At 62.2% G+C, this 13,283-nt stretch carries 12 protein-coding genes; 3 read left to right on the forward strand and 9 right to left on the reverse strand.

Translation table 11 applies throughout. The annotated features are described in order from the left end of the window. Window positions 1–50: 50 nt before the first annotated feature. On the reverse strand, window positions 51–779 hold the full coding sequence (locus tag AC0L2X_RS12745) for an SDR family oxidoreductase (protein ID WP_473599930.1): 729 nt from the start codon (window positions 777–779) through the stop codon (window positions 51–53). 140 nt (window positions 780–919) lie between these two features. Here AC0L2X_RS12745 and AC0L2X_RS12750 point away from each other — a divergent pair, with 140 nt between their 5' ends. Next, window positions 920–1,810, forward strand: a complete 891-nt coding sequence (locus AC0L2X_RS12750; RefSeq protein WP_473599852.1) for an AraC family transcriptional regulator — start codon at window positions 920–922, stop codon at window positions 1,808–1,810. Here the strand turns inward: AC0L2X_RS12750 and AC0L2X_RS12755 are convergent. Beyond that, a complete protein-coding gene (locus AC0L2X_RS12755) occupies window positions 1,807–2,652 on the reverse strand; it encodes a MurR/RpiR family transcriptional regulator (RefSeq protein WP_352490569.1) in 846 nt (281 codons plus the stop codon). The two genes, AC0L2X_RS12750 and AC0L2X_RS12755, sit on opposite strands and share 4 nt — an antisense overlap. Window positions 2,653–2,806: 154 nt before the next feature. Here AC0L2X_RS12755 and AC0L2X_RS12760 point away from each other — a divergent pair, with 154 nt between their 5' ends. Further along, window positions 2,807–3,916, forward strand: coding sequence for a Gfo/Idh/MocA family protein (locus AC0L2X_RS12760; RefSeq protein WP_473557050.1), 1,110 nt, complete (start codon window positions 2,807–2,809; stop codon window positions 3,914–3,916). A gap of 214 nt (window positions 3,917–4,130) precedes the next feature. Here the strand turns inward: AC0L2X_RS12760 and AC0L2X_RS12765 are convergent, their stop codons facing one another. From AC0L2X_RS12765 to AC0L2X_RS12795, 7 genes are all read right to left on the reverse strand, one after another. Beyond that, window positions 4,131–5,222, reverse strand: coding sequence for a 3-deoxy-7-phosphoheptulonate synthase (locus AC0L2X_RS12765; protein ID WP_473599853.1), 1,092 nt, complete (start codon window positions 5,220–5,222; stop codon window positions 4,131–4,133). A gap of 302 nt (window positions 5,223–5,524) precedes the next feature. Beyond that, on the reverse strand, window positions 5,525–6,319 hold the full coding sequence (locus AC0L2X_RS12770; RefSeq protein WP_473599854.1) for an SDR family oxidoreductase: 795 nt from the start codon (window positions 6,317–6,319) through the stop codon (window positions 5,525–5,527). Window positions 6,320–6,689: 370 nt separating this feature from the next. After that, window positions 6,690–7,682 (reverse strand): inositol 2-dehydrogenase, encoded by a 993-nt coding sequence (gene iolG / locus AC0L2X_RS12775; protein WP_473599855.1) that lies wholly within the window; start codon window positions 7,680–7,682, stop codon window positions 6,690–6,692. Window positions 7,683–7,746: 64 nt separating this feature from the next. Further along, window positions 7,747–8,514: an ATP-binding cassette domain-containing protein gene (locus tag AC0L2X_RS12780; RefSeq protein ID WP_254815918.1), complete on the reverse strand. Its 768-nt coding sequence runs from the start codon at window positions 8,512–8,514 to the stop codon at window positions 7,747–7,749. A 2-nt stretch (window positions 8,515–8,516) separates the two neighbouring features. Beyond that, complete coding sequence (locus tag AC0L2X_RS12785; protein ID WP_473599856.1) at window positions 8,517–9,593, reverse strand: ABC transporter permease; 1,077 nt, start codon at window positions 9,591–9,593, stop codon at window positions 8,517–8,519. Window positions 9,594–9,707: 114 nt separating this feature from the next. Continuing rightward, window positions 9,708–10,649, reverse strand: a complete 942-nt coding sequence (locus AC0L2X_RS12790) for a sugar ABC transporter substrate-binding protein (RefSeq protein ID WP_352490485.1) — start codon at window positions 10,647–10,649, stop codon at window positions 9,708–9,710. A 309-nt stretch (window positions 10,650–10,958) separates the two neighbouring features. Beyond that, window positions 10,959–11,990, reverse strand: coding sequence for a LacI family DNA-binding transcriptional regulator (locus tag AC0L2X_RS12795; protein WP_473599857.1), 1,032 nt, complete (start codon window positions 11,988–11,990; stop codon window positions 10,959–10,961). Between the two features lie 135 nt (window positions 11,991–12,125). Between AC0L2X_RS12795 and AC0L2X_RS12800 the strand changes: the two genes are divergently transcribed. Continuing rightward, the gene (locus AC0L2X_RS12800) at window positions 12,126–13,256 is read left to right on the forward strand and encodes a fatty acid desaturase family protein (RefSeq protein WP_473599931.1); all 1,131 of its coding nucleotides are present in this window, start codon (window positions 12,126–12,128) and stop codon (window positions 13,254–13,256) included. The last annotated feature ends 27 nt before the right edge of the window (window positions 13,257–13,283 follow it).

Here is a 13,283-nt window from a genome sequence, read left to right on the forward strand (position 1 = left end):
AACTTTGAAGTCAGACGAACGTCAAGGGTCTACCACTGAAACCTGCTGATTTACCAAGGAAGCGGGCCATCATCGTTGAAGTACCCGGCGGTCGGGCCATCGGCATCCAAGGTCGCCAGGTGAATGACGATTTCGGCCGCCTGCTGCACCGTGCGGTGACCTTTATACCCGTTGAGATCGGTGGCGGTGTAGCCGGGCGCCGCGGCGTTGACCTTGATGCCTTGGGGCGCGAGCTCCCTGGCGAAGGCCACGGCGATGGCGTTCAAGGCTGTCTTGGAGCTGCCGTAGCCCATCAAATTGACGGCGTGGTTGGCGGTGGCGGGATCGAGCGCCCGGCCGATGGACCCGGTGGAGCTGCTCACCATCACGATCCGGGCAGCAGGTGCCGCCAGCAGCAACGGCAGGAATGCCTGGGTTACGCGGATCGGGCCGAAGACATTGACGTCGTAGGTGGCCTGGATGTCGGCGATCCGCTGCTGGCTCGGCGGCAAGTCGTAATTGATGGCGACGCCGGCGTTGTTCACCAGCACGTCGAGGCAGGAGCCGGCCTGCCTGAATGCCTCGGCTGCCGCCTTCACACTGTCATCGCGCGTGACGTCCAGCTCAAGCCACTCCACGTCGAGGCCTTCGGCACGCAATGCCTGCGCCGCCGCCATGCCGCGTTCGGCGCTCCTGGCTCCGAGCCAGACCTTGAAGCCCATGGTCGCCAGTCGCCGGGCGATTTCGCGGCCTATACCCTTGTTGGCGCCGGTCACCAGCGCGCTTTTCGATGCTCTCATAATCGGTGTCTCCATTTTTTCTTGTGGAAGACCCACAAATGGCACCGAGGCGGCGCGCGCCGCGCGCCGGAAATTCTCCGGCTCTTGCCTAATCCTCTCATGCTGTTGCGCGGCCGGTACGAATGCGCGATGCTGGCGCAATGAGCGAAACGCTGCAGGAGCTGATCGAGATCGCCAGCCGCCATGCGCGCGGGCGACGGACAAGAACGGCGGTTCCCCGCGTTTCGATAGGCCGCAGCGAAGTCGCCACGGCGCCATTGCCAGGGGTGTGGGGGTCGGGGATCTTATTCGTATTGCAGGGCGCGAAGACGGTTCTGATCGGCGACCGGGCTCTTCGTTACGATCCGGCCAGCTATTTCATCTACACTGTCGAGACGCCCACCATCAGCCAGATAGTCGAAGCGAGCGCGGCGCGTCCTTACCTGGCCATTGGCTTGACCCTTGACCTGCAGGCCGTCGCCGCGCTTCTCGTCGAGCACGCGCCGGCCCTCAGTGGCGACAGTTTCTCCACCTCTCCCGCTGATGACGATCTGCTTGACGCGTTGCGTCGAATGATGCGGCTGCTTGACCGGCCAGCGGAGATTCCCGTGCTCGCGACCATGATCGAGCGGGAGATGCTGTTTCGGCTCCTGCAAGGCCCCCAGGGCGGAAAGCTTCGTGAACTTGCGCGCGCCGATGGCCATCTGTCCCGGATTGGCCGGGCGATCGCCTGGATCCGTTCGCATCCCCATCAGCCGGTCCGGGTCGGCGATCTGGCCGAGATCGCCCGTATGAGCAGTGCTGCGTTTTATCGTCACTTCAAGGCGGCGACGGCCATGAGCCCAATCCAGTATCAAAAGCAAATCCGCTTGCTGGAAGCCCGCCATCTGCTGATTGCCCAGCCGGGCAACGTGGCGCGTGTCGCCTTCGCTGTCGGCTATGAGAGTGCTTCCCAGTTCAGCCGGGAATATGCCCGCCAGTTCGGGTCGCCGCCTGCCCGCGACGCAGCGCGGCTTTTGGCAGAAGGCGAAACGGCAATAGAGGTGATCTAGCCCTTGCGCTTGCGGCCGCTGTCGCGCCGCTTCTCGCCGACCGCGACGGTCAGCGCCATGGCCAAAGCCATCGTCGCCGACAGCGAGCGGAAGCCGGCGAAATCGGCCTCGGCGACCTCGAACCAAACCCTGGCGAATTGGGCGAGCGGCGAAAAGGAGCTGTCGGTAATCGCCACGATCGGCACGCCTTGCTCCGAAATGACGCGCGCCTCCTCGATGGTGGCCGGGGCATAGGGCGAAAAGCTGATGGCGATCACGGCGTCCCTTGGAGAGGCAAAGCCGATCATCTCTGCATTGAGGCCGGCGGCCGATTCGATCAGCTGGTTGCGGATCTTGAGCTTGCCCAATGCATAGGCGATATAGGAGGCAACCGGGTAGGAGCGCCGCTTGGCCAGCACATAGATGGTTTCCGCCTTGGCCAGCACGGCGATCGCATCTTCGAAATGGTCTTCATTCAGCGTGCGCGAAATGTCGTTGAGCGAGGTGCTGGCTGCAGCAACAAAACCGTCGAAAATCGCGCGGTGACCGGCGCCTTCCTCCGCCTTGGCGCGCAATGCCGCCAGCCTTTCATCATAGGATGAGTTGCGCTCGCGCAGGCGCTCGCGAAACACCAACTGCAGGCTGGTGAAACCGTCAAAACCAAGCTGCTGGGCAAAGCGGATCAGGGTCGAAGGCTGGACACCGGCGGAGGCGGCGATGCTGGCAGCGGTGCCGAAGGCGATATCGTCGGGGTTATCGAGCGCATAGGCGGCGATCTGGGCGATGCGTTTCGGCAGGCTCTGGCGCCGCTCCAGGATCGTCGCCCGCAGCGTTTCGAAATCGCGAGGCACCCGTTCGTCCATCGTCGCTCCGCCCAGGCTCATCGTCTGGTCCCTCTGTGCCCCATCATAGCGGGCCTGTGCAAGAACACCATAAAAAATGAGACAAGCGTTCCATTCGCAAACAAAATGGACTAATTCATCCACACAAAATTTGCACGCAGCGGAGACAAGACAGATGGTCGGGGTAGGTCTTATCGGCACGGGCTTCATGGGCAAGTGCCACGCCATTGCCTGGAACGCGGTCGGCACCGTCTTTCCCGATGTGGCTAAGCCAAAGCTGGTCCATCTGGGCGAGGTCAGCGAGGACCTTGCCAAACGCCGTGCTAGCGAATTCGGCTTCGCCAAGGCGTCCGGCGACTGGCGCGCCGTCGTCGACGACCCGGATGTCGATGTCATCTCGCTGACCACGCCAAACCAGTTCCACCCGGAAATGGCTATCGCCATCCTCGAAGCTGGCAAGCATCTGTGGTGTGAAAAACCGATGGCGCCGAGTTTTGCGGAGGCGCAAGCAATGGCTGCGGCGGCCCAAAAGTCCGGCAAGGTCGCCGCGCTCGGCTATAACTACATCCAGAACCCGGCGATCCGTCATATCGGCGCGCTGCTCGACGAGAAGATCATCGGCGACGTCAACCATCTGCGTATCGAGATGGACGAAGACTTCATGGCCGATCCGGAGGCCCTGTTCTTCTGGAAGCACGAGGCGGCGTCCGGTTACGGCGCGCTCGACGATTTCGCCGTGCATCCGCTGTCGCTCATCGCCGTGCTGTTCGGCCGCGTTGCCCGCGTCATGTGCGACATGGCCAAACCCTATGCCGACCGCCGCGTCGCCTCGGGCGGGCGCCGCGCGGTCGAGACCTACGACATCGCCAACATCCTGATGCATCTCGAAAACGGCATCGCCGGCACGCTGCTGGTCAACCGTTCAGCCTGGGGCCGCAAAGGCCGGATCGCCATCCAGATTTTTGGCTCGAAGGGCTCGATCCTGTATGACCAGGAGCGGATGAATGAGTTCCAGCTCTATCTGACAGCCGACCGGCCGACCGAGCAAGGCTATCGCACCATCCTGGTGGCGCCGCACCATAAGCCTTATGACGCCTTCCTGCCGGCGCCCGGCCACGGCCTCGGCTTCAACGACCTCAAGATCATCGAATGCCGGGAACTTTTGACGCGGCTTGCCGGCAAGCCGGCGCGGATCATCGACTTCGACGAGGGGCTGGAGATCGAGCGCACCGTGCACGCGATGGCGCGCTCGTTCGCGGAACAGCGCTGGATGGATGTTAGGTAGTAAGCCCGCGCTGGTCTTCCCTTCTCCCCTTGTGGGAGAAGGTGGCCGAGCGAAGCTCGGTCGGATGAGGGGTGTTGGACGGATCGCTACAGCGAAGAAATAAGCGCTTAAAATCCCTCAATATTTTTACGCCGAGTTTTCTTCCAACACCCCTCATCCGGCTCGGCGCTGCGCGCCGATCCACCTTCTCCCACAAGGGGAGAAGGAGAAGTGCTCAGGCCGCTCCTGGCCGGCCGGCGATCATGGCGCGGCGCGCCGACCGGCGCCGCTCGACGGCGTCGGCAAGGCCGTAAAGCACCGTCTCGGTGGCTGCCCAGTCGATGCAGCCATCGGTGATGCTCTGCCCATAGACGAGCGGCTTGCCGGGCACGACATCCTGCCGGCCGGCGACAAGGTTGCTCTCGATCATGACGCCGATGATGCGCTCGTCGCCTGCCGCCACCTGGCCTGCCACGTCAGCCGCCACCCCTGGCTGGTTTTCCGGCTTCTTGCTGCTGTTGGCGTGGCTGACATCGATCATCAGCCGCCGCGCCACGCCGATCCGGCCGAGTTCCGCGCAGGCAGCAGCAATGCTGGGCGCGTCATAATTCGGCACAATGCCGCCGCGCAGGATGACGTGGCAGTCCTCGTTGCCGGTGGTCGTCGCGATGGCGCTGCGCCCGCCCTTCGTCACCGCCATGAAATGGTGCGGCTGGGCGGCGGATTTCACGGCTTCGGCGGCGATGCGCAAATTGCCGTCGGTTCCGTTCTTGAAGCCGACCGGGCAGGACAGGCCTGACGCCAGTTCGCGGTGGATCTGGCTCTCGGTCGTGCGCGCGCCGATCGCTCCCCAGGCGACGAGGTCGGCAATATATTGCGGGGTGGCCATGTCGAGGAATTCGGTCGCCGCCGGCAGGCCGAGATTGTTGACGGCGGCGAGCACATTGCGGGCCATCCGCAGCCCCTTGTCGATGTTGAAGCTGCCGTCGAGGTCGGGATCGTTGATCAGGCCCTTCCACCCGACCGTCGTGCGCGGCTTCTCGAAATACACGCGCATCACGATCTCCAGCCGGTCCGACAGGCTTTCACGCAGCGATGCCAAACGGCTGGCATAGTCCACGGCAGCGGTCGGGTCGTGGATCGAACAAGGGCCGACGACGACCACCAGCCGGTCGTCGGTGCCGGTCAGCATGGCGTGAATCGAATTGCGTGACGCGGCAACGGTCCGCGTCGCCGTCAGTGTGCGGGGTATCTCCCGCATCACCTCGTCCGGCGTACTCAGTTCTCTGATTTCCTTGACCCGAAGATCGTCTGTGGTGGTCAACACGGCTTTCTGCTCCTGATTGGGGAGACCTGCCGGCTAAAACAAAAAAGCCGCCAGGTCTGGCGGCTGTTCGGATGTTGTTGCTGCAATCTTCAGATCGAGCGCAATCCTCCCGCCGCCAGCGAGTTGCTAAAATACCAGAACGAGGCGGTCGGGTTGATCATGAGGGCTGATATAGTCGATGCGGAGGGGTTTGTCACGCGTCTGGTGGAGGACGTCTACTCCAGCCCATTCGCGATTGGCTGAAGCCCCCGAACTTCGTCATCCCTGGGCGAAGCAGGAGCGAAGCTCCGTACTCGCCGGCGTTATTCCGGTGACGCCCCGGCGATGCTCTGATCGTAGTCGACCAGCGAGCCGGTCATGACGCCGGACTGCGGGCTGATCATATAGCTGATCAACCGGGCAAGCTGCGCCGGCTTCACCAATTGACCCATCGGCTGCGCGGCTTCGGCCTTCTCCAACCAGTCCTCCGGCGCGTCGTGCCATTTCTTCTGCACGATCGCCTCGCCTTCGGTGTCCATCCAGCCGGGCAGCACCGCGTTGCAGCGGATGCGATTGCCGCGATAGGCATTGGCGACATTCTTGGTCAGTGTCGCCAGCGCTCCCTTGCTGGACGAATAGGGTGCCAGGAACGACTGGCCGCAATGCGCCGACATCGACAGCACGTTGACGATCGAGCCCGGTGCCTGGCGCGCCAGCAAATGCGCCACCACGCCCTGCATCAAGAAAAACGGGCCGCGCACATTGGTCTGGAATATCTGGTCGAAGAGATCCTCGGAGGTCTCAACCAGCGAGCCGCGAGCCGAGGTGGCAGCGGCGTTGACCAGCGCGTTGACGGTACCGAAATGGCCAATCGCCGTTTCGACCGCACGCTTGCAGTCGACCACCTTTGAAACGTCGGCGCTGATGAAGATGGCATCGACGCCTGCGCGCTTGAGAGCGGCGACAGCCTTGTCGCCCTTTTCCTGCGAGCGGCCGATCAGCGCCAGCGCCCGGCAGCCCTCATCGGCCAGCGCTTCGGCGACGGCAAAGCCGATGCCTTGTGCGCCGCCGGTGACGATGGCGCGTGTTTCGGAATTGCGACCGGCTGAACCGTTCATCGCCTTGCTCCTGTGTTTTGAGTTACTAACGATTTCCAAAGATTCATTGAGTTCACGATCGGTTCTTTGCGCCTTCGCAACGTTGAGAACTCGGTCGAGGCGCCCTCAACGTCGTCATCCTAGGGCGAAGCAGGAGCGAAGCTCCGTCGCGAAGACCCTAGGATCCATGCCGTGACCCCGGCCGAAGAAAGCAGCCGAGCAGAATTCTGCACCGTTAGCATCGCTCGGATGTAACGGCATGGATCCTATGGTCTGCGCCGCGTCGCTTCGCTCCTTGCTTCGCCATAGGATGACGACGTGATGGATGTTCCGGCTAATCACCAAACCCTGAGACCGACAACCTGAACTCCTCAAAACACTCGCCCGTGAACTAGTCGACGCGCACTGTTCTGCCTTCCTTGGCCGATTTCAGCGCCGCATCTGCCAGCCTGAGCGCCACCAGGCCGTCCTTGCCGCTCGGCGACGCCTTCTTGCCTGACGTCGCTGCCGCGATGAAGGCAGCAATCTCGTTGGCATAGGCGTCGAGATAACGGGTCATGAAGAAATCGTGCAGCGGCGGCCGTGTATAGCCTTTCTCATTGGCCAGTTCGATCGACACCGGCCGCTGGTTCTCGGCCGCAATCATGCCTTTCGAGCCATGCACTTCGATGCGCTGGTCGTAGCCATAGGTGGCGCGGCGCGAATTGGAGATGACGCATTGCTTGCCGGAGGCGGTTTCGAGGATGACGCTGACGCTGTCGAAGTCGCCGGCCTCGCCGATCTTCTTGTCGACCAGCACCGAAGCGTGCGCGCTGACCGCCACCGGCTCTTCGCCGAGCAGGAAGCGCGCCATGTCGAAATCATGAATGGTCATGTCGCGGAAGATGCCGCCCGAGCGGCCGATATAGTCGAGCGGCGGCGGGCCGGGATCGCGCGAGGTGATAGTCACCATTTCGACGGTGCCGATCGCACCGTCGTCGATAGCCTTGCGCACGGCGGCAAAATGCGGATCGAAGCGGCGGTTGAAGCCGACCATCAGGGTCGCGCCGGTCTTGTCGACGACGGCCAGGCATTGTTTCACCCTGCCGGCGTCGAGGTCGATCGGCTTTTCGCAGAAAATCGCTTTACCCGCTTTGGCGAAGCGTTCGATCAGATCGGCATGGGTGTCGGTCGGCGTGCAGATGACGACTGCGTCGATATCCCCGGCCTTCTCGATGGCATCGATGCTACGCACTTCGGCGCCATAGGCAGAGGCCAGATCGGTCGCCGCCTTCTCGAAGGCGTCGGCAACCGCAACCAGCCTGGCCTCAGGATTGGAACCGACGGCGCGAGCATGGACCTTGCCGATACGGCCGGCACCGAGAAGAGCAAAGCGAAGAGGCATGAAGAATTTTCCTTTGAGGATGGGAAGGGAGGGCGTGTCAGCGCCTGTGGCTCGGCGTTGGCCGTTACGCCGCAAGTTCTGCCTGCCCGGTCTTGGCACCGGTGATGTAGGAGACAATATCGTTGCCGTCGGTGTCCTGCTTGCGCAAATTGGCGACGATGCGGCCGCGCCGGAAAACGACGATGCGGTCGACCAGGTCGAACACCTGGCGCATGTTGTGAGAGATCAGGATCAGCGGCTCGCCATTCTCCTTCAGCGTGCGGATGATGTTTTCGACCTGCATCGTCTCCTGCACGCCGAGCGCCGCCGTCGGCTCATCCATGATGATGAGCTTGGAGGCAAAGGTCGCGGTTCTGGCGATCGCCACGCACTGGCGCTGGCCGCCCGACATGTGGCGGATGGTATTGGAAAGATTGGGAATCTTGACCGCTGTCCGGACCAAGGCTGCCTCGGTCGCCTTGCGCATGAACTTGCGATCGAGGATCGAGAAGGGCCCGAGATTGAACAGCACCCGCTCGCGGCCGAGGAACAGGTTCGACGGCACGTCGAGGTCGTCGGCCAACGCCAGGTTCTGGAACACCGTCTCGATGCCCGCCTCGCGGGCTTCGATCGGCCCGGCGAAATTCACTTCCTTGCCGTCGAACCACATCCTGCCGCTGGTGCGCTGCTCGACGCCGGTGATCTGGCGCACGAAGGTCGATTTGCCGGCGCCGTTGTCGCCCATGATGGCGACATGCTCGCCCTTGCGCAGCTCGAAGTTGGCACCCTCCAGCGCATGGACGCCGCCATAATACTTGGTCAGGTTTTCGGTCTTCAGGACGATGTCCGACATGATCAAGCCCTCATTGCCCGCAGGCGTTGGCGCCACTGGTCGAGAACGACCGCGCCGACGATGATCACGCCCTTGACCATCTCCTGATAATAGGCGTCGAGGCGCAGAAAGGTGAAGCCGGAGATGATGACGCCGAAGATCAGCGAGCCGATTACTGTCCCGATGATCGAACCGCGGCCGCCCGACAGCGACACGCCGCCGATAACCGCCATGGCGATCGCATCGAGCTCGTACATTACACCCATGCCGGCCTGGGCGGTGAGATTTTTCGAGCTCAGCACCACGGCGGCGAGCGCGGCGAGGACGCCGGCAATGACGTAGACGAGGATCTTGTGGTTGGCGATGTTGATGCCGGACATGCGCGCGGCGTCCTCGTTGGAGCCGATTGCATAACAGTGCTTGCCATATTTGGTGTAGCTGAGGATCAGCTGGAACAGCACTGCGAGCGATATGAAAATGATAACCGGCATCAGCCCCTTGCCGATGGCGGCGAAACTCTCGGTCGGAAACGAGATCGGCTGCCCCTTCGACCACCATTTAGCGATGCCGCGCGCGGTGACCATCATGCCGAGGGTGGCGATGAACGGCGGGATGCGCGTGTAGGCGATCAAAGCGCCGTTGACCAGGCCGGCCAGCAGGCCGCAGCCGATCGCGACCAGCACCGGCACGATCACCGGCAGGTCGGTCCAGCCCTGGGCGATAAACATCGCCTTGGGGTTCGGGTTGCCATTGACCGTCGCCACCTGGGCGAAGCTCATGGCTATCATCGCCGTGGCGCCGACGATCGAACCTGAGGACAGGTCGATGCCGCCGGTAATGATCACCTGCGTCACGCCGATGGCAATGATGCCGACGATCGACACCTGCAGGATGATGATCTGCAGGCGCGCTTCGTTGAAGATCGCATCGATATTGTCGCGGGTATTGAACAGGAAGCTGTCGCCCAGGAAAACCCGGCCGATCAGCTCGAAAGCGCCGACCAGGATGACGAGCGCCAGGAAGACGTTGAATTCGGCCGGCCATGCGCGCCGCCTCGCATCATAGCTGAGTCCGCCAACGCCGTGAGATGTCTGTGCCAATCGTGCTTCCTCCGTCAGCCCCGGTCTCCACTCGGCGCTGTTCAGGCCGAGAGGGAAAAAGCGGAGCGGCGCTGTCTTACTTTGGCGCGCCGCTCCGTATCGGACAGGTCCGCCTCAGTTCTTCTTCAGGAACTTGTCGATATTTGCCGGCGTGACCAGCTGGAACGGGATGTAGACCTTGTGCTCGACCTTTTCGCCCTTCGCCAGCTTGAGCGCTGCGTCAAGCGCGCCGGCACCCTGGCCGGCCGCGTCCTGGAACACCGTCGCATCGAGGTCGCCCGCCTGCATCGCCGCAAGCGCATCCTGGGTAGCGTCGACGCCGCCGACGACAACCGACTTCATGTCGATGTTGGCGGCCTTCATCGCCTGGATGGCGCCGATGGCGCTTTCGTCATTATTGGCGATGACGCCGTCGAACGGCTTGCCGGTCGACAGCCAGTTGGTCATCAGGTTCTGCGCTTCTTCGCGCTTCCAGTTCGACGTCTGCTTGTCGATGATCTTGATGAAGCTGCACTCCGGCGTGGCGATCACGTCGTCAATGTCCTTGGTGCGCTGCACCGCGGCCTGGTTCGACAGCTCGCCCATGATCACATAGACGTTGGCCTCTTTCTTGCCGGCTTCCTTGAACAGGCGGCAGACCTCCTTGGTCTCGAGCGTGCCGGAATCGGCTTCGTTCGAGGCGACGAAGGCCTGGTTGTCGGGCAGCGTGTCGACGTTGACCGGCTCGCGATTGACATAGACCAGTGGAATCTTGGCAGCGGCGGCTGCGTCCGACATCGCCTGGGTGGCCGAGGTGTCGACCGGGTTGACGATGATGGCGTCGACGCCCGAGGCGGCGAAGTTCTTGATCTGGTCGAGTTGCTTGGCGACGTCGTTCTGCGCATCCTCCACCTGCAGCTCGACGCCGTCCATGCCCTTGGCCTGCTCAATCATTCCGTTGCGCAGCACGGTGAGAAAATTGTCATCGAACAACGCCATCGACACGCCGATCTTGGCAGCAAAGGCGGACGAACTCATCAGCGCCGCGAACGCGACGCCTAAAAGCAGTTTTTTCATTTTATTTCTCCTCCACATTGGTGTCCGGCTGCACCGATCTACCCGGAATCCCCGATCTCGCAGGGAATTCTCTCCCGATTGCCATTTTTAGTTCCGGAGGCATTTGCCTGAAACAGATCTTCCGGAACGAAAGAACCAAAATGCTCAGTTGGTGAAATATTTATTCCATTTCGCGTGGGCGTCAAGCGAGATTTCGCCATGAGGAATGGATTTTCGGCATTTCGAGCACTTTTAGACCGACGCTCTGGCAAGTCAGGCCTGAAAGTGTTCTGATAGATTACATCATGTCTGCCGCCGATGACCGCGACGTCAGATGTTTTCCGGCAGATAAATGTCGAAGGGCAGAAAGGTCTGGCCCGGCGCGTTCGCAGCGCCGGTCTCGATGGCATGCGCCATCAGCCCGACAAGCTCGCGGCAAAGCGCCGCCAGTGGCGTCGAGATCACCATCGTCAGGAAATTATCCGCCAGCGCCGCGCGCGAGTCGGGCGTGATCTCGTTGCAGACGACCGCCGGCATCTCAGCCGGCTTTGCTTCCCTCAGCGCCGAGATCGCGCCTTCCATGCCGCCACCGGCGACATAGCAGCCGGCGAGATCGGGGTGGCGGGCCAGAAGCTCGATCATTGCATCATGCGTGATCTGGTTCGCTTCCAGATTGACCAATGTCTCGAGGAGAGTGAATTCCGGCGCCTGCTCGCGAAAGAAGGAGCGAAAACCGATCTCGCGAAGCTCATGGCCGTGGAAGCGATGGCTGCCGACGAAGAGGGCGACCTTGCCAGGTCTCTTTGCGGCCTTTGAGATCATCCAGGCAGCGGTGCGGCCAACCTTGCGATTGTCCAGGCCGACATAGCCCTCGCGAATACCGGACGCAAAGTCGGAAAGCAGGGAGAACACCGGTACGCCATTGGCTTTGAGAGCCTCGACGGCGACCGTCAGCGTCGGATGATCAGGCCCGACCAGGGCGACCGCCCTGGACTTGGTCGCCAGCTTGCGCATCCGCTCGACGATCTCGTCCGGCGCCAGCGAAGCGGCGAAGTCGATGGTCGCCACGCCGCGAAAGCGCGGCGACTGCGACACAGCCAGTTCAAGCTCGCGGGCAAATTCACTGTAGAAGACATCCTCCCGCCGCAACAGCAGGAACCCTAGCCGGTATTCGGGCAATTCATGGCGCATCCGCTGCTTGATCAATCCGGCTGCGTGATAGCCGATGCTGGTCGCGGCCTCATAGACGCGGCGTGCGGTTTCCTCGCGCACCGGCAAACGGTTGTTCAGCACCCGGTCGACGGTGGCAACACTGACCCCCGAAATGCGTGCCAGGTCGGTGATTGTCGGCCGTTTCGCCATCGCTGCCTCGCTCTACTTTCCGACTCCCTTTACACTATTCTGATGGAAAATGATAGAAACTATCTTTGTGATATTGAGCCTATCAGGGCTCGGCGCTATTTTGAACGCTGACCGAATATGATCGAGGCCTCCGCCATGGTGGATATTGGACTCCGAACCGGGAACACGACCCCCGCAGCAGCGTCCCGACGCGACTACAGCCTGATCGGCCGCGACGCGAAGCTCGCCGTCGAGAGCGGGCTGGCGGCGGCCGAGTGGTATCACACCGACGTGCCGCGCAAGCAGATGAAGGAGCTGATGCAGCGCTCCGACGGCCCGGCGATCCGCGATACCATCATCTGGCTCGGCACCATGATCCTCAGCGGCGCCGGCGCCGCCTGGTTCTGGGGCAGCTGGTGGTGCGTGCCGTTCTTCTTCGTCTACGGCGTCCTCTACGGTTCCTCCACCGATTCACGCTGGCACGAATGCGGCCACGGCACCGCCTTCAGGACGCAGTGGATGAACGACGCGGTCTACCAGATCGCCTGCTTCATGATCATGCGGAACCCGGTGACCTGGCGCTGGAGCCATACGCGCCACCACACCGATACCATCATCGTCGGCCGCGATCCGGAGATCTCGGTCATGCGGCCGCCCGATCTGCTGCGCGTGGTGCTCAACTTCGTCGGTATTCTCGATGCCTGGCATGCGATAGGCGACATGCTGCGCAATGCAGCCGGCATCATCAGCCCGGCCGAAGGAACCTTCATTCCCGAGCAGGAGCGGCCGAGGGCAATCCGCATTGCCCGCATCTGGACGGCAATCTATGCCGCGACCGTCGCGCTGGCGGTTTATACCGGCTCGTTCCTGCCGCTGATGCTGGTCGGTCTGCCCAGGCTTTACGGTGCCTGGCATCATGTCATGGTCGGCCTGCTGCAGCATGGCGGCCTGGCTGAAAACGTCACCGATCACCGGCTCAACAGCCGCACCGTCTACATGAACCCGATCAGCCGCTTCATCTACTGGAACATGAACTACCACGTCGAGCATCACATGTTTCCCATGGTGCCCTATCACGCGCTGCCCAGGCTGCACGAACTGATCAGGCACGATCTGCCGGCGCCGACACCGTCCATCCTGGCCGGCTACCGCGAGATGATACCGGCCTTCCTGCGCCAGCTGCGCAATGAGGATTATTTCATCAAGCGCGAACTGCCGCCGACGGCGAGGCCCTATCGCGAGGATTTCCACAACGATAACGCTGCCGCTGCGATGGCTGCCGAATGACAAGCCCATGCCGGGGCACCAAGAATC

It is taken from the genome of Mesorhizobium sp. WSM4828 (assembly GCF_055811175.1).

Coding starts and splice junctions, on each gene's coding strand:
- AC0L2X_RS12745 (WP_473599930.1), bottom strand. CDS start 779: ATGAGAGCATCGAAAAGCGCGCTGGTGACCGGCGCCAACAAGGGTATA.
- AC0L2X_RS12770 (WP_473599854.1), bottom strand. CDS start 6,319: ATGAACGGTTCAGCCGGTCGCAATTCCGAAACACGCGCCATCGTCACC.
- AC0L2X_RS12755 (WP_352490569.1), bottom strand. CDS start 2,652: ATGGACGAACGGGTGCCTCGCGATTTCGAAACGCTGCGGGCGACGATC.
- AC0L2X_RS12795 (WP_473599857.1), bottom strand. CDS start 11,990: ATGGCGAAACGGCCGACAATCACCGACCTGGCACGCATTTCGGGGGTC.
- AC0L2X_RS12790 (WP_352490485.1), bottom strand. CDS start 10,649: ATGAAAAAACTGCTTTTAGGCGTCGCGTTCGCGGCGCTGATGAGTTCG.
- AC0L2X_RS12800 (WP_473599931.1), top strand. CDS start 12,126: ATGGTGGATATTGGACTCCGAACCGGGAACACGACCCCCGCAGCAGCG.
- iolG (WP_473599855.1), bottom strand. CDS start 7,682: ATGCCTCTTCGCTTTGCTCTTCTCGGTGCCGGCCGTATCGGCAAGGTC.
- AC0L2X_RS12760 (WP_473557050.1), top strand. CDS start 2,807: ATGGTCGGGGTAGGTCTTATCGGCACGGGCTTCATGGGCAAGTGCCAC.
- AC0L2X_RS12780 (WP_254815918.1), bottom strand. CDS start 8,514: ATGTCGGACATCGTCCTGAAGACCGAAAACCTGACCAAGTATTATGGC.
- AC0L2X_RS12750 (WP_473599852.1), top strand. CDS start 920: ATGAGCGAAACGCTGCAGGAGCTGATCGAGATCGCCAGCCGCCATGCG.